The 21,296-nt window shown below is 48.9% G+C and carries 14 protein-coding genes; all 14 read left to right on the top strand.

Features of this window, described 5'->3' with window-relative positions:
• Position 1 precedes the first annotated feature (1 nt).
• The 14 genes from C5745_RS07885 (at position 2) to C5745_RS07820 (ending at position 21,283) form a co-directional block, all read left to right on the top strand.
• The gene (locus tag C5745_RS07885; RefSeq protein ID WP_105716453.1) at positions 2-1,738 is read left to right on the top strand and encodes a DUF4397 domain-containing protein; all 1,737 of its coding nucleotides are present in this window, start codon (positions 2-4) and stop codon (positions 1,736-1,738) included.
• Positions 1,739-1,746: 8 nt separating this feature from the next.
• Complete coding sequence (locus C5745_RS07880) at positions 1,747-2,943, top strand: hypothetical protein (protein WP_105716452.1); 1,197 nt, start codon at positions 1,747-1,749, stop codon at positions 2,941-2,943.
• Between the two features lie 16 nt (positions 2,944-2,959).
• Positions 2,960-4,051, top strand: a complete 1,092-nt coding sequence (locus tag C5745_RS07875; RefSeq protein WP_105716451.1) for a fasciclin domain-containing protein — start codon at positions 2,960-2,962, stop codon at positions 4,049-4,051.
• A 23-nt stretch (positions 4,052-4,074) separates the two neighbouring features.
• The gene (locus C5745_RS07870) at positions 4,075-5,358 is read left to right on the top strand and encodes a fasciclin domain-containing protein (RefSeq protein ID WP_133166324.1); all 1,284 of its coding nucleotides are present in this window, start codon (positions 4,075-4,077) and stop codon (positions 5,356-5,358) included.
• Between the two features lie 15 nt (positions 5,359-5,373).
• Complete coding sequence (locus tag C5745_RS07865) at positions 5,374-6,360, top strand: fasciclin domain-containing protein (RefSeq protein ID WP_105716449.1); 987 nt, start codon at positions 5,374-5,376, stop codon at positions 6,358-6,360.
• A gap of 72 nt (positions 6,361-6,432) precedes the next feature.
• The gene (locus C5745_RS07860; protein WP_105716448.1) at positions 6,433-9,684 is read left to right on the top strand and encodes a TonB-dependent receptor; all 3,252 of its coding nucleotides are present in this window, start codon (positions 6,433-6,435) and stop codon (positions 9,682-9,684) included.
• 119 nt (positions 9,685-9,803) lie between these two features.
• Positions 9,804-10,049, top strand: a complete 246-nt coding sequence (locus C5745_RS07855; protein WP_133166323.1) for a hypothetical protein — start codon at positions 9,804-9,806, stop codon at positions 10,047-10,049.
• A 217-nt stretch (positions 10,050-10,266) separates the two neighbouring features.
• Complete coding sequence (locus C5745_RS07850; RefSeq protein ID WP_165793049.1) at positions 10,267-10,851, top strand: RNA polymerase sigma-70 factor; 585 nt, start codon at positions 10,267-10,269, stop codon at positions 10,849-10,851.
• 199 nt (positions 10,852-11,050) lie between these two features.
• Positions 11,051-12,241, top strand: a complete 1,191-nt coding sequence (locus C5745_RS07845) for a FecR family protein (protein WP_105716445.1) — start codon at positions 11,051-11,053, stop codon at positions 12,239-12,241.
• Positions 12,242-12,365: 124 nt separating this feature from the next.
• Positions 12,366-15,860, top strand: coding sequence for a TonB-dependent receptor (locus C5745_RS07840; protein WP_243403280.1), 3,495 nt, complete (start codon positions 12,366-12,368; stop codon positions 15,858-15,860).
• A 31-nt stretch (positions 15,861-15,891) separates the two neighbouring features.
• Positions 15,892-17,667, top strand: a complete 1,776-nt coding sequence (locus tag C5745_RS07835; RefSeq protein WP_133166322.1) for a DUF4397 domain-containing protein — start codon at positions 15,892-15,894, stop codon at positions 17,665-17,667.
• A gap of 2 nt (positions 17,668-17,669) precedes the next feature.
• Positions 17,670-18,935 carry a hypothetical protein gene (locus C5745_RS07830; protein ID WP_133166321.1) on the top strand — a complete coding sequence of 422 codons (1,266 nt, stop codon included), beginning with the start codon at positions 17,670-17,672 and terminating at the stop codon, positions 18,933-18,935.
• A gap of 24 nt (positions 18,936-18,959) precedes the next feature.
• Positions 18,960-19,997: a fasciclin domain-containing protein gene (locus tag C5745_RS07825; RefSeq protein ID WP_165793048.1), complete on the top strand. Its 1,038-nt coding sequence runs from the start codon at positions 18,960-18,962 to the stop codon at positions 19,995-19,997.
• Between the two features lie 20 nt (positions 19,998-20,017).
• A complete protein-coding gene (locus C5745_RS07820) occupies positions 20,018-21,283 on the top strand; it encodes a fasciclin domain-containing protein (RefSeq protein WP_105716440.1) in 1,266 nt (421 codons plus the stop codon).
• Positions 21,284-21,296: the final 13 nt, after the last annotated feature.

The following is a 21,296-nucleotide window of genomic DNA, read 5'->3' as shown; positions in this document are numbered from 1 at the left end:
TATGAAAAAAATATTTATATATTTTCTATTTCTTATATCTTCCTTTTTACTTTTTAATAGTTGCAAAAAGGAAAATATAGATTACCGGTACGACTACCGCAGGAATACCGAAGCGGCAGAAGCCAGCAGTGTGCGGTTGATCAATCTGTCCACCAATATACAGCTACTGGTCAACGGTGACAGTCTGACCAACTTCTTTTTACCTCCGGTACGCCCGGGCTACATACCGCCCGAGGAAACAACGCCTCCGGGCACCCACTACTTTCCCAAGGACGGGCGCCTGGGGTTGACTTGGGCGATGCCACAGGATCTGTTCCGAGCAGATGGAAAAGCGGAAGTGAAAACGACCAACCGTTCTATTTATGACGAGGTTGTGATCAAAGAGGTAGATTTTGTGGCCGAGGATGACTATGCCAATCCCAAAGATTACTACTTGCTGATTCAGCATGAGCAGCTGGTGGAATGGAATCGACCGGTCGTTGAGGTACCGCGTGATATTACGGCGCCGTCAAAACCCGATCATTTCAAAATACGGATCGTTAACTTTGCGGCAAGACCAACAAAAGCCTCCTCACCAATGGAAAATCTGGTTGGGCCGATGACCCTGGCTTTCGCGGACGGAACGCCTGTTTCTACAGAAGCTACGAGCAATATCCCCACGGGTGCTTGGTCCGAATACGTCGAAGTGCCCTATGGCACCTATCAATTCAAGGTGCTGACAGCGGATGGTAGACAAGTGCCTTCGGTCGAGCAAAACGACCGTCCCCAAGATCAGCGTATACATCCTGGTACTTCATCATTGGCAGTAGCTTCCACCCAAGCCTCCCATATCACCTATGCATCCATAAAGACCTTTCAACCCGGGGGAATTTATACCGTCGTGATACACCCGGCTCAGTTCACCTGGAGCAATGGTCGTGATGATTTCACTGACTGGCAGAACAGTTTCCACGTGATAGCTGACGGAAGTGAACCTTTGAATCGCGTCTACACCCGTGTACAGCTGGCCAACGCCCTGCCCGACAGTCGGCTTCAATTGCGTATAAATGCCGGTGGGGAAGCAACCGAAGAAGTAGATAGCGGAAAATCGAGTGACTATGTGAATGTGATTGCCGGTGAACGGGAACTAAACGTACATGATGCATCCGGCCAACAATTGCTTAACCTCCGGGAAACACTGGCCTCCGGGGGCAATTATACATTGTGGGTATATCCGGGTTCAGACGGACGGGTTGCCGCCGTGTTGGTCAGCAACAACCTCAGCGGTTCCTGGTTCGTGGGGAATCCGCAAGAAGGCGGCGATGCCTCGGTAGACAGGCGAAGATTGAGTTTCCCGTTTGATTTTCGCTTTCTTAACCTGTGTCCGGATATTCCTTACCTGGCTGTTACGGATGGTAACGGGCTCCCATTTGGCAGCAGCACGTCTACGACTAGCACGGCGTCCAACTTACAGCCCGGCGTACCGCTTGTTGACAACCCCTATGTCCGCTATACATGGAATTCGGCTCCATATAGTTTCTTAGCATATGCTTCTGCGCCGGGCCGATCACCCGGCGACTGGTTACAGCATATACCCCACCTATCTAGTGACGCATTGATTGCCCGAAAAGAACTGTATACGGAGGCCAATCGCACGGTGCCGGTACACGAACCCGGTATCTATACCATTGCGCTTATGGGACGGGATGCGCAAGGAAATAATAACGCCAGATTTATGGTGGTAAAACATACGAAATAGTTAATAATATGAAACGTAAAATATTAGATATGAGAAAGGCAAGTAGATTCATCTGTTTTTTACTTTTACCTTTTTACTTTGCGGGTTGCACCAAAACCGACTACCGTATCGTAGAAGAACCCGCCTATATCCGGGTGTTCAATAATCTGACATACGAAGTAGACATCAATAATAAAGAAGAACCGCAGCCATTCTTCTGCATGTTCATTGATCCGGAATTTGATGAAACGGGAAAGCCAGTGGGCGGATTGGCCGTAGGAGATTTTTTGGACAAAAGGGGCGCTTATGCCCCTCCACATGCAGCACATGCCGGTGTAAGTACTTCCCGATTTAATCAGGAATACCCCGGTAAGGAATTGGTACCTACCGCGCCCATTTTGAATGGATTTGATTTAACCAACTGGGCGCAAGTCTCCTCGGGTACACGTCGTTTCCTGTTTATGTCGCGGCCAATCAGTGACGTGCCATTCGGTCAACTGCCTGATGAACAACAAAGACGGGTGTTTCTGGATACCACTATATCGCTCACGGAGCGGGAGGTCTATACTATCCATGTGTTGCAGCGGGATTTTACGACGAAGGAAAATGCTTTGTATGTACGACAGGAAAATTTTCACAAGCAGCCTTTTTCGGACACCCTATCCTATGTCAACTTTTACAACCTGAGCGCCAAGGGATTTTGGCAAGCGCCCGGTAATTCCTCCGGTGTACGGGACACCATGAATGTGTTTCTTACCCACATGGCGGTGAATACGAACGAACAGGGGCAGATTAGCCACCAACGTATTCCGGAATTTAGCTTCCAATATGCGGGAGCGGTTTATAGGAACAATACGGATACGAGGGTCACTCTTTATCATGCTTTTCCCGTGTTTCCGCAGCACGGCAACCATGTTTATACCGACACCTGGCAGTATCTGCAACTCTGTGCACCTCCTATCGATCCGAGGAACAGCAACCTTTTTCCGCTACCGGGTGAAAGCGGGACAATTTTTCCGGGGCTGAACAACCTGTATCGCGCTGTGATATTTGACCATGCCCGGTATAACCCGACAGGAGGTCACATTTTACCCGGGTTGGTGGTCAATGTCCATTCCGGAACCCACAATCCACGAACATTCGGTGTCGTGAATAGCGTTGAAGTGGTGAACGGGAATGTTTATTTGACAACTGTACAACGAAGATATCCGCAACCGATTTATTAGATAGGAGATACCAGATATGAAACACAAGATATCAGACAGCGCACGTTCGCTGGTGTTTTTAGGAGTTACTTTTTCTTTTTTACTGCTGAATTCCTGCCAACACGAGGACCTGGACGTATACATAGAAAGCGAGAATTATCGCAATGCCGCTGATTTTACGGCGAACAATTATGAACTGACGCTTTTCCATGCGGCAATGGAAACTGCTGGATTGCTGGATACCCTGCGTGGAGAAGGGCCGTTTACACTTTTTGCCCCCAGTAATCAGGCATTCAACGATATTGGGATTGTACGTGCTTCAGACTTTGCTGCGATGAACCAGGACAGCCTGCGCTTTATGATGCTTTACCACATCCTGCCGCGGCGGCTGTACCGGGAAGATATTCCGGATCTGACCATTGATAATATGTATGAGAATCTCACGGGAAGGCAGCTGCACCTGGGATATCAGCAAATAGATCATTCAAGTAGTATCCGTGTGATTGATTACTTGGCTGTCAATGGCGCGCAGGCTCCGCAGGCATACCAAAACGCGCTACTGGCAAATGGCGTTCTACATATGCTCAATAAAGTGTTGAAATACAACTCCGGTACGGTGCAGGATATACTGGAAGACCGTCCAGAGTTCAGTATTTTTGTCGCAGCCCTTAAACACTTTGGCGAATGGGACCGTTTGAGTGAGCCAGGTCCTTGGACGGTGTTTGCGCCAGTCAATGAAGGCTTTGAAAGCTTAGGACTGACCATAGAAACCATTCGGGCCTTGGATCCCACTGACTACCGCAGCAGGCAGCTGCTGGGCGTGTATATCGTAAGCAATCACGTCTTTCTTTCCGACTTGGAAATTTTCGGACGATCCGGGGGGTCGGGATATTTTGGAAATACTTTCCTACGGGGACCGGTCCCGGGAGCCGAAGCATTTAGTTTTGGAATAGCGAGCAATGCAGCAAGGCAGCCGTTTGTCATCGCTACTGAGCCGGTAGGAGGCAATACCCCCATCCGCACGGCAGATCACATCAGCCCGAGCCAGTCAGATTATAAGGCGGAAAACGGCGTAGTCCATGCCATCACGGGACTCTTGGTCTATCCCGAAGAAGCGCTTATTAACTAAAGTTCAATTAAAAAAACAGAACAATGTTTAAACGAATTATCTTATATTTCTCTTTACTGGGGCTTTGGAGCTGCACGGACGAATTTATGCCGGAGCCGTTGGGCGAGCCGATACCTCAGGAAAATTACCCATCATTACGGGAAGTATTGTCATCCTCCAATGAATACACACTCTTTCGGGCGGCTTGGGAACGTGGTGCGATGGAGCGCGTGGTTACGGAGGAGTATTCGCAGTCCAAATTGCTGTTTTTGGTGCCCAATGACGAGGCCATGAAGACAGCAGGTTATACGCTGGAAATCATCAATGCCACAGACATCGCGGATTTAGAAGTGTTTTTACGGTACCATGTGCTAAATAATCACATGACGCGGGAGCATTTGCGGGAATCTGCTTCTGCCTTGGCGTTCAACAGTTTATTGATACATCCGGAACTCCAGGAAGGTGTCCAATCAGCAAGCATAATGATAGCCGCCCCGTATTGTTATCAGCATACATTACAGCTGGTAGGAGAAGACCAACTCATAGATAACGGCGTATTGGTCTCGACAGCAGACTGGATTCCGGTGGATAACGGGACGATCGTTCCGTTAGATCAGGTGATCGAACGGCCTACCAACCAGATGATCGATGTGCTGCGCGAAGACGGGCGATTCAGCCTTTTTGTACGGGCGATGGAACTTAACGGTTTGCTTTATGATGCTTACACCGTTTCTAATCTCAGCCCGCCTATTTTTCCCCCATATAAATACATTACCGACTGGTATGCAGTTACAGAAGGAGGATTTCGCAGCCAGGAGCTTTTACCCCACGTCATACGGTTTACACTTTTTGCGCCTACCGACGCCGCTTTTCAGGAGATAGGTATACATACCGAAGAGGACCTTAGGTTACTAAACGCACGGTCACAAGTTCGGTTTGGGAATAATGCCAGCACACCTTCGGATAGCCTGTTGGTCACCCATAGGATTAGTCGGAGCAGAGTCGAGATGGATATTGATTGGGTGGCGTTTGTCCCCGGTATTTCTGTAATAGCGCATAGCAAAGGTGCGAATGCAGTTTTCTATGACCGTTCGTTGAACAACGGCACGCTGGGCAACTATGTCATAGAATCCACGGTTAACTTCCCCATTTATTTGGACTACGATTTCGGTGCGGACGCTTCGGGTCGCGTGACGGTAAAACAAAGAGGATCCGCTGCCGAACCGGCCACGGTCATCGAATCTAATATCAACACCTTCCAAGGGCCAATACATGTGGTAGACCGTTTGATTGTACCGAAGGATTTTAGTATGTGGCATGTTAAATAAGAAAAGGACGAAAAGATGATCTCACTTAAGAAATATATAGTAGCGGTTTTACTGTTGACCAACGTGGTTTCCTGTCAGAAAGACACAGGGCCGACAGCGCCGGTAGCCGACAGAAACACGTTAAATTACGTGGTTCGCGATAACTTTGGGTTGAGTTTTCTTGCCGTTGCGCTAAACCGTACCGGGCTGGAAACGCAGCTTGCAGAACCGGGGCCTTATACCTTATTGGCGCCTTCGGATGCCGCCTTTCAATCTGCCGGGTTTAATACGCAGGCCGCTGTATCCTCAGCAGCATCTGAGCTTGCGGTACGGTGCCAGTACCATGTACTGCCCGGTGATCTGCTGATCGAGGATCAGCCGTTGGCATTCAATATGGAACTGGAAACTATATTGGGAACCGCCGTTTACCTAAGCCGAGTAGAGCTGGGCGAAGATACGGTGACCACGGTCAATGGCGGGCGGGTATTGCGTGCCGATACGCATGCGTCTAATGGTGTGATGCATGTGCTGGACCGCTTTCTGCATCCGGCAATCTTTGATAAGCTGGGCGACGCGCTTTCTTCCGATGCGGAACTGGCGCTTTTTTACCATGCGGTCAAACATGCCGGCCTGCTCCCAGCGTTGAACAGCACAGAAGAGTTTACGGTGTTTGCCCTGAACAATACAGCGATGAGCAACTTAGGATATCACTCGATGATGGATATTGCCGAAAGAAATCCAGAGGAGTTGCGTGCTTTCCTGGAAGCCTACATCTCCAGGGGTCGAAAGTTTGCGCAGGACTACTACCTGATGGTTCCCCCGGAGACGGGATCGACCATGTCGGTTTACACCGATACCATGCTGGACGGTGTATCGCAGGAAATCCGTGTCCGAAGAACCAATGGTCTGTTTCTCGACATTCAAATGAGAAGAGGTACCACGAATACATATTTTGCGCTGACCGATGCAGATGTGGTAGCAGGAAATGGGGTATTGCATGTGATTAACCAGGTTTTGCGGTAATAATGGAAAAGGAAATTTAAAGCATTGTACACGAAGTTTTCACAAAGCAAAATTTACTGAAAAAATACAGAAATGAAACTAATGAACACATGGCTTTTTGCCATATTGATATGCCTGCTGCCTTATGTTGCACATACGCAGGAAACCTCCGGGGCCTTGACGGGCCGGGTAGCCGATGCCCCGGGCGGGGCAATCGCCGGCGCTACGGTAACGGCTGTGCATACCCCTTCGGGTACGCGCTACAGCCTCTCAACAGGAGGCGACGGACGTTATACGATCAACAACATGCGCATCGGTGGACCCTACACGGTTACAGCCTCGATGGTCGGTATGCAGGACGATGTCCGTACCGACATCCATATCCGACTGGGCGGTGCACAGCAGCTGGACTTCGTGCTGAGCGGTGCTGCGGAGGCACTGGAGGAGGTGACCGTCACCGCCCGGGCGCAGGGCGAACGTGCGGATACCTATGGCGCCGGGCAGAACATCTCCCGGGAGCAGGTGCAGGGCATGCCGACGGTCAGCCGTTCGGTGACCGACATCACGCGCCTCACCCCGCAGGGCAGCCGCGACAACAGCTTCGGGGGTACGAACTTCCGCTACAACAACGTCACCATCGACGGAGCCATCAACAACGACGCCATCGGGTTTTCACCATCACTGGGCGGGCAGACCGGAACCTCCGGCATGGCAGGGAGCTCTACGCGCACCAACCCCATCTCCCTGGACGCCATACAGGACATGCAGGTCTACCTGGCCCCCTACGATGTGAAGATCGGTAACTTCACCGGCGGATCGGTCAACGCCGTTACCCGTTCGGGGACCAACAGGGTCGAAGGTTCCGTTTATGGTTTCGGCCGCAATGCCGCCATCACCGGAAACGACCGTGTGGGCACATTGGGAGCAATGAACAGCGACTTTTACGACTACCAGGCCGGTTTCCGTATCGGCTTCCCGATCATCAGGGACAAACTTTTCTTCTTCTCCAACCAGGAGATCACCCGCCGTCAGGATCCCACACAACTTTTGGTCGGTACGGCGGAAACGGCCCATATCCTGACGGAAAGCGATGCAAACAGCATCGCCTCTACCGTGCAGAGCCGCTATGGCGACATCTTCGATGCCGGCAGGGCAGGACTATATACCAACTGGTCAAAATCGGTCAAGTTCTTCAACCGGATCGACTGGAACATCAGTGACCGGCACCAGCTGGCCGTGCGGAACAATACGATCCGCAGCTCGGCCACCCACATGGACCGCGACCAGCAGGATTTCCGCTTTTCGAGCATGGCCTTCGAGCAGGGGAACAACCAGAGCTCTACGGTAGCCGAACTGAAAAGCCGTTTCAGCAATTCGCTGTCGGGCAATGCGGTCATCGGTTACACCGTGGTGGACGACCGCCGCGATCCGCTGTCCGACCCCACGCTGCCGCAGGTGCAGATACAGGGACGCACGCCGGGCACGACCATCTATATCGGTACCGACCGGGAGGCGAGCATCTTCGACATGCGGCAGCAGACCTGGGAGGTCACGGCCAACCTGAACTGGAACACGGGGCGGCACAAGTTTCTGGTGGGTACGCACAACGAGCTGTACAATATCCGTTACGGCTTTGTCAACGGATGGAACGGACGGGTGGACTACAACAGCATCGATGACTTTATCAATAACAACCCCTACCGGGTAAGGGGCAGCTACAACTATATAGACAACACAAGAGACTATATCCTCGACAATCCGGCAGCGGACTTCAACGTGAACATGTACAGCCTGTACGTGCAGGACGAGATCCGTATCAGCGACAGGTTCCGGGTCACCCCGGGCCTCCGTGCGGACTTTGCACACCTGCCGGACATGCCGACGCTCAGCGATAAGGTACGGGATATGTGGGCCGACCCGAATTTCGGGACAACCTATAGCTACACGCCGATCAGCCGTATCTCCAATGATTTCATGAACCGCGTGCAGCTGTCGCCACGGGTCGGCTTCCGCTGGGAGGCCACCGAAGACCGCAGTCTGGTACTGCGGGGCGGGGCCGGACTGTTTACCGGCCGTATCCCGTTTGCCTGGCTTGCGTATGCCTACTACAACACGGGCGACAGCTACGGGGCTTTTGACCAGCGTGCCGACCGGAAGCCCTTCGCGCCGGGATCGGATGCGATCCGGCCGAGCGAGAACGGACTGGGGGATTTCATTGCCGAAAACGGAGCGGTGATCAACGACCCGAACAGCGGGCAGACACAGGTGGACCTGGTGGACAACGGATTCACGCTGCCGCAGGTGTTCCGTACCAGCCTGGGCATCGACTACCAGACGGCAGACGACTGGAAGTTCACCGTGGAGGGGATGTACACCCGCAACATCAGCGACGTACTGTTCCAGCAGCTGAACACAAAGGACAATCCGCTGTGGTACGGTTACGACAACGAAAGACAGCAGCCCGTATATGACGGCACGGTGGACAGCCGTTTCTCCAACGTGTACCTTTTGAGCAACACGAACCAAGGTTATCGTTACAGCATCACCGGGACGATAGCAAAGAACTACAAAAGCCTCCATGCCACGGCCAGCTACACCTTCGGCGAGTCGAAGGATATCTCCAACGGCGTACGTAACTCGATGGAGTCCAACTGGCAGCTGAACCAGTCGCTGGTACCGAACAATCCGAAACTTGCCTACAGCAACTTCGATATCCGGCACCGCATCGTGACCAGCTTCAGCTATACCCATGGCTGGAAAACCGCCGGCCGTACAAGCGTCAACCTGTTCTTCTCGGCACAGTCGGGATCGCCGTTCACCTACGGCATCGTGAACAACAGCATACAGGGGCTGCCCCAGCAGGTATCGCTCGTCTATATCCCCACGCAGGCAGAGGCCATCAACTACTTCAAGGACATCGCCGGCGGACAGACCGCCCAGCAGCAGGCGCAGGCCTTCAACACCTTCATCGATGGCAATGAATACCTGTCATCGCGCCGGGGCGACTTTACGGAACGCAACACCGGGCGTACACCGTGGAACGTGCAGGCGGACCTGAGACTGGCACACGACCTGCCGGTCACCAAAAGCGGACAGTTCCTGACCCTATCGGCGGATATTGTAAACCTGACCAACCTGCTCTACAGAGAATGGGGCGTGCAGTATTTCTCACCGAACACGTTCAACTCGACCAGTTCGGTAGGGCTGACACCGACCCTGTTCCCGCCGCAGCAGAACGCGGGCAACTGGCCGGTGTTCACTTTCAGCGATCCGGGAAGGCCGTACAGCATCGATTATTTCAACTCCAGGGCACAGGTGCAATTGGGTGTGAGGTACACGTTTTAATAACATACAAAGAAACCCGCCCCGTTCCATCAGCCGGGGCGGTACAATACTTCGGGCCGGAAATCAGCGGCCGGCCCGGTATTGTTATCTGGAAGTAGGACAAAAGAATAAGAGTAACATTGGCAATAGGAATAGACAGAAATGGACACAGACGTTTAATGGAATGCTTACGCATGCTGGCAGAACAGAGTGGAGATGCCGCCCATTGGCAGAGCATCGAGCGAGAGCTGACCGACGCTTACCAGCGTACGGCACACTTGGTGGCGCAAGCGGAAAAAAGCGCTGTCGACTACAATAAACTAAGGAAGAAAATCCGTCCGATGGCCGTTTTGGCCCTGAGGAAAATGAATAAAAAAACAACCTGATATGATAACGATATATGTTTTCTTTAGGATGGCGGTGTTCCCTTTTTTGCTCTATTACAACCACCTGATGAATATATTCTTGCAGGAAAGAGATTACAGATGGAGATTGATCCGTTTGACGAAGAGGGTAAATATAGAATTAATATAAAGTTAATCCATTGCTCATGGTAAATACAAAAATCATATCCAATTTTACGGTGCGAAAAAAATACACTCCGTGGATTACAAGAAACTGTCAGACATCAAGTTATTTGAGTATTGTCAAGAGGACGATCTAAAAGCCTATGGAGAGCTCTTTGACCGTTATATCCCCAAGCTATATAGAGTAGGAAAAAGGTATTTCGATGACCAATACCTTATAGAGGAACTAGCCGCCGATGTGCTTTTCGATATCTGGCAGAGACGAAAAACCATTGTTATCGAGAAAAGTGTATCCAACTTCCTATTTAAAGCTATACATTTCCAATGTCTAAAACATCTACGTAAAAAAGTTCCCTTACATGTTGACATTCACGCCATTGATGAAAGCCGCTTGATTTCCTGTGATATTCCAGACGACGCCCTCCATTCGGCTGATGTCATAAAAGCCTACCGGAAAACCCTTTATAAGCTCTCCCCCCAAAGAAGGAAAGCCTTTGAATTAAGTCGGGAAAACAGCATGTCATACGCTGAAATAGCGCAGGAGATGGATATTTCCAAACATACCGTCGAAGGGCATATCTCTGCTGCGCTGAAGATTTTACGTTCTAGCCTTAAATCTTTCGGCACCTATCTATTCGCTTTCCTCCTTTTGATTTCCTAGCCTGGCGGACGCACTAACCGTCTTCTTTTTATATTGCGACAACATCGAATCATATTTTACAAATAAATAGAATATTGGTAGTCAACCATTTAAATATTTTTCGCTAAAAAAAAGAACTTAATATCGGTGGTAGTCTGCCAAAAAGGGTACGTCTTATATAGAGAAGCTAGAAAAACCGTCTCTATAAATTTAGACGCAGATGCAAGAAGCGGACAAAGTACTTTTAAGAAAATTTATTGATAAGGAGTTCACAGAAAAGGAATACGAACGTATCCAGGAGTTACTCCAATTACCAAATGCCCAAGAGGTTTTGGAAGAATTAACACGCGGAGATTGGGTGCAGGAGGAATCAACGCCAAACGATATAACGCCCGCTGACGCCATCCGCGTTAAGGAACAGCTGTTTGCCAAGATAAGGAAAACACAAACCAAGAAATCATCTTCAGTATTCAGGCTTATGCGTTACGCAGCAATATTCACTGGCGTCGTCATCTTAGCCGGCCTGCCATTTTACTTCTCCGTGGATAAGACGGAAGATGATAGGCTGGCCACCGACACGAATATCCCGGCTATTCTCCCCGGCAGCGATAAAGCTATTTTAAGGTTAGGGGATGGCAGTACGGTGTCTTTGTCTAGTGCTGATGAAGGAAAAATTATTAAACAAGACGGTATAGAAATCCGAAAAACAGGTGATGGTATGATTATTTACAGTCCTGAGAAAACCGTCGCGTCAGAAATTGTCTACAATAGCCTAGAAACGCCAAAAGGGGGTCAATACAGCATTATCTTACCGGACGGTTCCAAAGCGTGGCTGAATGCAGCATCTTCATTAACGTACCCCATTTACTTCAATGACAGTGAACGACGTGTAAAGATGAGTGGCGAAGTTTATTTTGAAGTTGCAAAATTGCCTTCAAACACAACAAAAGGAAACGTTCCGTTTGTTGTAGAGACGGCCAAACAGGAAGTACAGGTACTAGGAACACATTTTAACGTGAACGCCTACGCTGATGGATCCTTTACGGAAACAACACTTATCGAAGGGAGCGTTCGGGTTATAGCAAAGGAAAGCGGTCATGCTGTATTGTTGCGACCGGGCCAACAAGCGCTATTGGACAAACAAATTCGTGTACAGTCCGCGAATGTCCACGAGAAAATCGCTTGGAAAAACGGGGAGTTTATTTTTGAGAAAGATGCTTTAGGCAATATATTGAAACAACTGGCACGCTGGTATGATGTAGAAATCGATTGCCCCGAACATCTCCAACGGAAAAAATTCTCCGGTATCGTATCACGCAACATGCCTTTGCCAACGGTGATAGAGATGATAAGATCGACCCGCGAAATAAACATCGAAATCAAAGGAAGGAGGTTGATAGTGAGCGAATAGTACGATGATTATCTCGCTTAATAAAAAGCCAGATCCCGACGGCCATCGGGACTTGGCTAAATAGTTAAGCTTATCAACATAATGCAGTCAAAACATCATTTAGATAACTAACTTCAACAAAAGTATGAATTTTTGCACAATCATGCGTGCTATGAAAATCACCATGGTATTATTAACCTGCGTATTTGTTCAGGTGACCGCTGCTACCTATGCACAGCGTATCACGTTAAATAAGCAGAACAGTAGCATTAAAGTTGTGTTGGAAGAAATAAGAAAACAGACCAACTTTAGCTTTTTTTATAATCCGGAAATCTTTAACGATGTAGAACCGGTAGACATCAATGTTAAAAATGCAACATTGGATCAGGTCCTGAAAGAATTTTTTCTAGATAAGCCGTTCAAATATATAATCAAAAATAGCTATGTAACGATATCAAGAAATCCAGAGGCTCATCGATCAGCGAAACCACAACAACTCCAAATTAAAGGTCACGTCGTAGATGCATCCAACAACCGTCCCCTGTCAGGCGTATCCATCCGCATCAAGGGAACGCGAATTGTCACATCATCCGACGCGAACGGCGCTTTTTTCATTAACATACCTCCCAGCAATGCAATTTTGGTATTTACCTTTCTTGGTTTGCAAACACAAGAGGTGCGTGTCGGCCCCGACAATAGGAATATTACGGTGCGGATGCGCCAGGCCACTTCCGAACTGGAAGAAGTAGCCGTCACTGTACAGGCACGCCGTCGGGCCAATACCGAGGTTGCTGTCCTGGAAGAAAGACGTAAAGCCGCTATCGTGCAGGACGCGATCTCGGCACAGATGATCGAGCGTACCGGAAGTATTACCACGACGCAGGCACTCCAGCGCGTATCCGGTGTGACGGTGACGGACGACAAATACGTCGCTGTCCGTGGCTTGGGCGACCGCTCCGTAATCGGTCAACTCAACGGCGTGCGTCTGGCGTCATCAGATCCCGATAGAAGTACTATTCCCTTGGATTTGGTGCCGGCCTCCTTGCTAGACAACATTACGATCTACAAAACAGTGACTCCGGACAAACCAGCGGATGCCGCATCGGGGATTGTGGAACTGAAGACCAAATCCATTCCCGACAGCATGACCTTTGAGGTCATTGCCCAGTCTGGATTCAATTCCAACATCGGTATGGGGGGCAATTTCAACAGTTTTTGGAATAGTGATATGGGCGTTTTGGGGACAAAAATAAACCGTAAAGATTTGTCTCAAGACTTCCTGAACCTCGGACAACAATATCCCGATGGTCTATATTCGATCCAACGACTGATTGCCAACAGCGGCTATACGCCGGAATTACAACAAGAAGCGAATCGCATCAATGGCATCATGCGCGACTTCGACCCTGTATTGACCACCCAGGGACAGACTGCCCCGTTGAACCAAATATACTCCGCCACGTTCGGAAACAGCTATAACGTCTTTAATAAACATAAAATAGGTGTAATCCTAGGCGGAAATTACTACCGCAGAGCAACAAATATTTACGATGGAGACCTGACACAATGGAGCATCTACCAAGGCGTGCTGTCGGGAAGTCCGTATATTTACAGTGAACGGAATGTTCCCAATTTTATCACGACAAACCGGCTCGGGTTGGGGCGGTACCAGACGTATAAAGAACATACCGGCACAGAGAACCTCAACTACGGGCTACTCGGTGGCTTGGCTTACCGTTTCAACACACGCCATGAGATCAGTTTCCAATATTTGGGGAGCTGGGGTGGCGAAACCAGAGCAAGCAATCTGGCCGGCCGGTACCAATATACGGGCATGCCCGGAGAGGTGAACAGTACCACGCATTCATTGCGCCAAAGTTACCGTACGTTGCAGACCTTTAACCTGCAAGGAGAGCATAAGTTGTTCAATCATTCGTACTCACCTTCCTTAAGTTACAATTTGTCTACCTCTTCCTCTAGTCACAACGATCCGGATTACCGCTTTGCAAATCTAATCGACTATGCGCCAACGCGTCCAACGCTTTACTACAGACAAACAATGTCCGGCTCCGAACCAGAGTACGTAAATCGCCACTATGCACTTGGTTCCGGCTATGTCTATGGCTTTGGACCCTTTGGCGTTATGCAGGCCGATCCCAACGGTCGCCGTTGGCGAAATCTCAACGAGGACATCTATAACTACAAGGCCGACCTGAGTGTGCCGTTTGAACTATTCGGCAACAAGCAGGAGTTTAAGACCGGGTTCAACTACCTGAACCGCGACCGTACCTTCGGTGAAAACGTGCTTTTCCTGCCTGGATCCAATTTCCTGCAAAATTCGCTATCAGACCAGAGTGGCACGACTAATCCGACCATGTACTCTTCGGCGCCGCTCTATGATGTCCACGGGGATCTGAACAGACTAGTGAGTCCCGAAATTGTGGGCATCCGCCCGCGGACCAGTAATACTGGCGAGGGAGATTTCCAAGTAGGTGGATTCCTGTACAACATTCAGAAATCTCCTAATAATTATCAAGGATTCTTTCAGACCAATGCCTTCTATGGTATGCTGGATTTGAAGATCACCGAAGATTTCCGCTTGGCAGGGGGCGTACGCTTTGAACGTACCAACGTGCAGTCGCAGGTAGATACCTCCAACTTGTACTTGGATCCATCCCTCCTTCGCGCCAACGCGCAGGGCGAATTATTGCTCAACCCTATCAAACCCAATTCGGTATACAAACAGGGATACAAGCCTTTCTATTCAATCAATGCTACGTACACACTTAATGAATTGATGAATTTTAGGGCCGCTTTCAATACGACCCTGGCACGGCCCGAACTCCGGGAGATTACGAACGTGTTTGAGTTTGATGCCTTTCAAATGGGCCTCGTTGTTGGAAACCCAAACCTCATTAACCAAAATACCACGAATTTCGATTTCCGCTGGGAATGGTTTCCCAACCCGGGAGAAGTTATCGCCGTATCAGCTTTCGGTAAACAATTGAAGAACCAGCTGGTCAAAGTCTACAGCTTACGTACTGAAGGCCTAGCTGCTACCTTCCCTGAATATCCGGTCATTGCCTATCAGAATGATCCTAATACGGGCCGGGTGTGGGGACTGGAATTAGAATTGGTGAAAGATCTCGGCACAATATGGGAACGGGCCCAAGGATTTTTTATTGGCTCCAACATGCTCATTGCGCAAAGTGAGGTCAAAAAGACGCCAGAGCGGCTAGCCGCCAACTGGAGTGTTGACCGCAATGCGCCGGAGAATAGCCCTTTATTTGAGCAGGCCCCTTATAGCATCAACGCTTGGTTGAACTACGAAAACAAGAAGTCCGGAACCGATCTGACGACAACGTTCAATGTAGTCGGCGAGCGCTTGGTGCAGATAAACCTAACTGGCGAGCCGGATCTATACAGCCGACCAGTGCCTATGTTGGATTTTGTTTTTACCCAACGCTTGAGCCGTCACCTGACATTGAAGGGCTTTGCCAAGAACATCCTAAATCCGGACATTAAAACAGTATACGCTAATCCAAGCACCGGAGGCAAGTGGTATGGAAATGAATACGTCAACCGCGCCTTTAGACAAGGGAGTGAATTTACATTGGGTTTAAGTTATAATCTGTTTTAAAGCGTATTGAGAGTTATTAGATATGAAAAAAATGCTAGAAACAAAACGGTTGACCGCCATCACGGAGTACAACCGGCTAAGAGGAGCTCTTTTAATTTTTACTTTTGCTCTTTTACTTTTCTCAAGTTGTAAAAAAGAAAACCTCGATTACAAAGTTGATTATCGGGAATTTACAGAGGCTATCGAGCCCAGTATGGTAAGATTGGTGAATATCGGAAGAAATCGAAACCTGGAAGTCAACGGAGATTCCTTGACCAACTTCCGGTGGCCGCCGGCGAATCCCGAAGCACCTGACGAGGAAAGAACACAGGTTTTGCCGACAAAATATTTTCCCAGCACAGGGCAGCTGGGATTGACATGGACTGTTCCGAACGAATTTTTTACGCCGGAGCACGCTACCGAGATTACCTTCTATAGCGGCCCTACGCTAAATAGGATGCATCATACATTTCCTATTCATGAGGATGGCAGTCAACCGACAGACTATTATCTCCTTAAGATTGAAAGAGAAATGCATGAGGGACCTGAGGTCATCGAAGTGCCGAGAGATGTGACAGCACCATCCCGGCCCGATCATTTTAAAATTCGGTTGCTCAACTTTGCGCAGACCTTTGACAATTATCTGGTAACCGCCGAGAACCTCATGGCGCCGATGACATTGGCTTATGCCGATGGTACGCCGGTGTCGCCCGAGACGACCAATGTGCCTATTGGTCAATGGTCCGAATATGTAGAAGTGCCTTATGGCACCTACCAATTTAAAGTGCTCACGCAAGACCAGCGACAAGTGCCTATGGCCACCACATCACCGACAATCCATGTTACAACCTCTGCTATTCCTGACATGACACAACGGGATCCCAATGATGCCCGGTCTCCGGCGAGTACCGGACTTGTTTATGCAGAGCTACAAACCTTCCAGCCGGGTGGCATTTACAGCATCGCCGTACATCCTTATACCATGAAATACAATGCTCCCGGTGCCGGCAATGCATTTACAGTAACCGATATCATACAAAACGCTTTTCAGGTTATTACCGATCTCTCTGCGCCCCTGAACAATAGTTATGTGAGGGTGCAACTGGTCAATGCTACGCTGAACAGCTCTCCTCTACGACTAGAACTGAGCCAAGAACGAACCACCGAGGCTGTACCATCGGAGCGCTATTCCGACTACGTAATTTCTCTGGTAGGATCACGCATGTTGCAGGTGAAAGATCCATCCGGGAATGTCGTCATTCATCAGGAAGCACAGCTGCAGGCCGGCAAGAATTACAGCCTCTGGGTATATACCGGTGAAAATCAGGAACTACAGAGCCTTTTGGTCTCCAACAACTTGGCTTCCAGCGAAATGTTAGGCAATAGCGACAGCAATGGCAACTATGGCGATCCTTTCAGACGATACTACCCCTTCCCGTTTACATACCGCTTCCTCAATCTTTTGACCGGTTTCGAAGAGGTTACCTTGACCAATCAGCTGGGCATACCCTACGGTAGACCAGCCTCGCATTTGCTACAAGGTGTAGCTAAAGATGACAACCCCTACTATTTCAATATAGGGTCGGATCAGTATAGAGAGCAGTGGTTTATGCTGTACCAATCCAGTCCAACGGAACTTCCGGGCAGGTGGATCAGCGAGGTTACTGGCCTTTCTACCAAAGCCATGATTGCTGACGAAACACTGTATACGCGGGCCAACCGAAATGTACCCAATGCCGAACCGGGGGTTTATACAGTCGCCGCTATCGGAACCTTTAATGATGGGCAAAAGAATGCCAAGATTATGTATGTCAAACACACGAAATAATTATGAAACGTAGTAGACAAAAGATGAAAGTTATTCCTTACTCCCTACTCCTTCTTCCATTATGCTTGCTTCTAGTGAATAGTTGCCGGAAGACCGAGTATCGCACGGTGGATAGTCCCGCCTATATACGGATATTCAACAGCCTAAATATTCCGGTCAATGTTGTCAACAAAGACGACCCGGCCTCTTTTTTGTGCCTATTTATCGATCCGGAATTTGATGAGAACGGCCATCCCATAGGAGGCTTGATGGAAGGCGATTTCTTGGACGTCCGGGCACGGTATGCCTCCCCGAATCCCACCCATGTGGGTGTATCCAACTCGCCCTACAACCCCGAGTTTCCGGGGAAAGAACTGTATCCGACAGCGCCCATCCTGAATGGTTACGACTTGACCAACTGGGCACAGATTTCATCGGGAAAACGGCGCTTCCTTTTTATGCACCGCCCACGCAATACGGAGCCCTTTGCAGAGCTGAACCCCAATATGGTTTCGGTATGCGTCGATACCACCATCAATCTGGCCGAAGGTGAGATCTACACCATGCATGTACTGCTGGAGAACTTTGAGAAAAAGACGACTACCCTTTATGCACGGCAGGAGAGTTTCCACAAACAACCCTTCGCGGATACGGCGGCGTATGTTAATTTTTACAATCTCTCTTCCGAAGGCTTCTGGTCTTCCCCTTACAAAGGGATCGGAGATCGTGGCACGTCGATGGAGGCTGGAATTCCTGATATTGTCAATGTGTTTTTTAGCCATGTGTCAACCACGGAAAACGAAAATGGCCAAGAGGTACACGCCTATATCCCCGGCTATACCAAAAACTATATCGGTACCCTAACACGGGATATCAGCGGAACCCGTGTTACGCCTTATTATGGGTTCCCCATTTTTATGCGGGAGGGCGAAACCATCCATACCAAATCCTGGCAGTTCCTGCAGTTCTTTGCGCCGAGTATGCGCGGGCTAGAGCAAAGCTTCCGGCAAGGCAACATTAATTACCCGCCACGTGTGGACATCAGGCAACACAACAGTTTTTACAACGAATATGTGTACCTGGAACTGACGGACAATCCCCGGCCGGAGTCCAATGTGAATATGCGGACACCTGTGGAACGGCTGACATTACCGAATCTGTTGCTGAACGTACATTCCGGCCGCAATAATCCCCAGACCTTCGGATCGGTCAGTTCCATCGAATATATTAACGGCTTTGTATACCTCACGACTATACAGCGCACTTTTCCGGCCCCGATTTATGAATAAGTCATGAGATATAAGATTACAGATATGAGAAATTACCTTTCCTTGCTCCTTGTTGTGTGTACCTTCCATATGCTTAGTTGTGACCGCCAAGATCTGACAATAGACCAAGAACGGGAAAGGATCCTGCGGAATGGGGCGGAGTTTTTACGCAACAATTACGACTTCTCCCTATTCAATGCAGCGATCAAACTGGTAGGGTTAGACGAAACGCTTCGCGACAGCGAAGGATCTTACACGATTTTTGCTCCTACCAACGCAGCATTCAACGCAGAAGGGATAGAGTTTCCCAGTGATTTTGAGAAAATGGACCGGGATAGCCTGCGCTTCATGCTGGAGTATCATATATTACCTACAGCAGTTTACCTAAACGATATAGGCTATGGACAGGCTGATCAGTTGCAGGAAAATCTGACAGGTCGGTATCTGCATTTGGCCAGAGGGTTAAAGCAATGGGAAAATATAGAACCGCCTTTCTACGTCAATGGTGTCGAATCTAAAATTGCCAATAACAACGTGAACCTTTCCAATGGCGTGTTGCACGGACTGGACAACGTACTAAAGTACCAGCCCGGCACCGTTCGGGAATATTTGGAGAACTTACCGGATCATGGCCTTTTTGTTGCTCTGCTTAAACACTTTGATTATTGGAACCGTATTGACGATGGAGAAATTTGGACCATTTTTGCACCGACCGATCAGGCATTGATTGCCAGAGGACTCACGGCGGAGGAGATACCGAATCTGAATCCGGCAGACTTCCATGTTGATATATTGCTTAAGGGCTATGTCCATTCCAGACAACATATTTTGCGATCGGATTTGACCGTGGTGGATCACTTGGGCGGAGCGTTGCGGGAACCTAGCCCCGGTGGCGGATATGTAATCAGCCTCGACGACAGAGGGTTCAGCCTAAGTGGTCCCGTACCCGGGGTCAGTAATTTCACCTTCATCCGTATGGCAACTTTTTCGGGGATTAACCAGAACAATTATAAGGCAGACAACGGTGTGATACACGCCCTGAGCGGGATGGTTATTTATCCAGACGAAGCAAGACGACAGTAAAAGCACGTAAGAATTATATTATGAAACGAGAAAAAAAATATCTATATATGGTTGCCGCGCTGTTATGTATAATCGGTACATACAGTTGTAAACAGGAGTTTTTCCCTCCCGAAGTGGGGGCACCTATTCCCATAGATCAAGATAATACCGTCTATCCTGCATTATTGGAGGCATTGCCGGAAACGGGTTATGAGACTTTTAAAGCGATATGGAACCGAAGCGAAGTCAAAGACCTTATTGCTACCGGTGAATACGGTAAAGAGACTTTCACCTACTTTGTCCCTCAGGACGATGTATTGGCTGCTGCGGGATACACACCTGTCACTATACAGGGAATGTCTCGCGCACGCTTAGATACCTTGGTTCGTATGCATGTGATGCGCTCGAAAATCGTGATAGCAGGTTTACCCGTCGGCACCGATCTCTCTCTTAACAGCCTACTTCAAATCCAAGAATTTCCGGTGAGCAGCGAAGAGAACTACATCTTCCGTCACTATTTACACAAAGATGCTGAGGGACTGATCCACAACGGCGACCCGATGGGGATAGTGAACGAACTACCAGTGAACAACGGGAGCGCTGTACTCGTAGACCGGTTGCTAAATTTGCCTGATAAGCAGATGATTGATATTATTAAAGGTGATGACAGATTTAGTCTATTTTTGGAAGCAATGGATCTAAACATTGCCATGCGCGTGAACTTTCATATCGTGAATTGGTACACAGACGGAAGTTTTATGCATCGAGCACTATATGAATATCCCTACATCTTTGACGCAAGTACCGTGCCGGAGAGCTATAGACCTGATTTTGTATCGTCGACCTTATTTTTACCCACTAATGAAGCTTTTCATCAAGTTGGCATTCATACCGTCGAAGACGTCATAGCACTTAGTCAACGTACTGATATAGGCGACATCTGGGGTAATCAGAAAACACCGTTAGAGAATGTGCTGCATTTGCACACCCTAAAAGGAGACGCTGTCATTTTTACCAATAATGATTATAATCGACCGGATTACCCGGTGTACGTAGAGGTTTCGAATGCTCCCAATCCCTCGTCAAACCCAATTTTTTTTGCACACGATTTTTTAAATCCTCAGTTTTCGCAGTCTAGAGCGCTCATACCTTACAGTTTTAACATACGTGCCAATGATAATAAAGTAACCGTACAGGCTGTAGGTTCGGCATACGAGCCTGCTACCATTTCTGAGACGATCATGACGTGGCAAGGACCGGTACACATTGTGAATAGGTTGATTATTGAAGAAGGGGTCGAGTTATAACATTTTATGTACA

This window comes from Sphingobacterium haloxyli (assembly GCF_002980525.1).
Classification (GTDB): Bacteria; Bacteroidota; Bacteroidia; order Sphingobacteriales; family Sphingobacteriaceae; genus Sphingobacterium; species Sphingobacterium haloxyli.
This window is presented reverse-complemented; position numbering and strand designations above follow the sequence as displayed.

Excerpts from the sequence above, each read along its gene's own strand:
- C5745_RS07885 (WP_105716453.1), top strand. The coding sequence starts at position 2 with ATGAAAAAAATATTTATATATTTTCTATTTCTTATATCTTCCTTTTTA.
- C5745_RS07880 (WP_105716452.1), top strand. The coding sequence starts at position 1,747 with ATGAAACGTAAAATATTAGATATGAGAAAGGCAAGTAGATTCATCTGT.
- C5745_RS07875 (WP_105716451.1), top strand. The coding sequence starts at position 2,960 with ATGAAACACAAGATATCAGACAGCGCACGTTCGCTGGTGTTTTTAGGA.
- C5745_RS07870 (WP_133166324.1), top strand. The coding sequence starts at position 4,075 with ATGTTTAAACGAATTATCTTATATTTCTCTTTACTGGGGCTTTGGAGC.
- C5745_RS07865 (WP_105716449.1), top strand. The coding sequence starts at position 5,374 with ATGATCTCACTTAAGAAATATATAGTAGCGGTTTTACTGTTGACCAAC.
- C5745_RS07860 (WP_105716448.1), top strand. The coding sequence starts at position 6,433 with ATGAAACTAATGAACACATGGCTTTTTGCCATATTGATATGCCTGCTG.
- C5745_RS07845 (WP_105716445.1), top strand. The coding sequence starts at position 11,051 with ATGCAAGAAGCGGACAAAGTACTTTTAAGAAAATTTATTGATAAGGAG.
- C5745_RS07840 (WP_243403280.1), top strand. The coding sequence starts at position 12,366 with ATGAATTTTTGCACAATCATGCGTGCTATGAAAATCACCATGGTATTA.
- C5745_RS07835 (WP_133166322.1), top strand. The coding sequence starts at position 15,892 with ATGCTAGAAACAAAACGGTTGACCGCCATCACGGAGTACAACCGGCTA.
- C5745_RS07830 (WP_133166321.1), top strand. The coding sequence starts at position 17,670 with ATGAAACGTAGTAGACAAAAGATGAAAGTTATTCCTTACTCCCTACTC.
- C5745_RS07825 (WP_165793048.1), top strand. The coding sequence starts at position 18,960 with ATGAGAAATTACCTTTCCTTGCTCCTTGTTGTGTGTACCTTCCATATG.
- C5745_RS07820 (WP_105716440.1), top strand. The coding sequence starts at position 20,018 with ATGAAACGAGAAAAAAAATATCTATATATGGTTGCCGCGCTGTTATGT.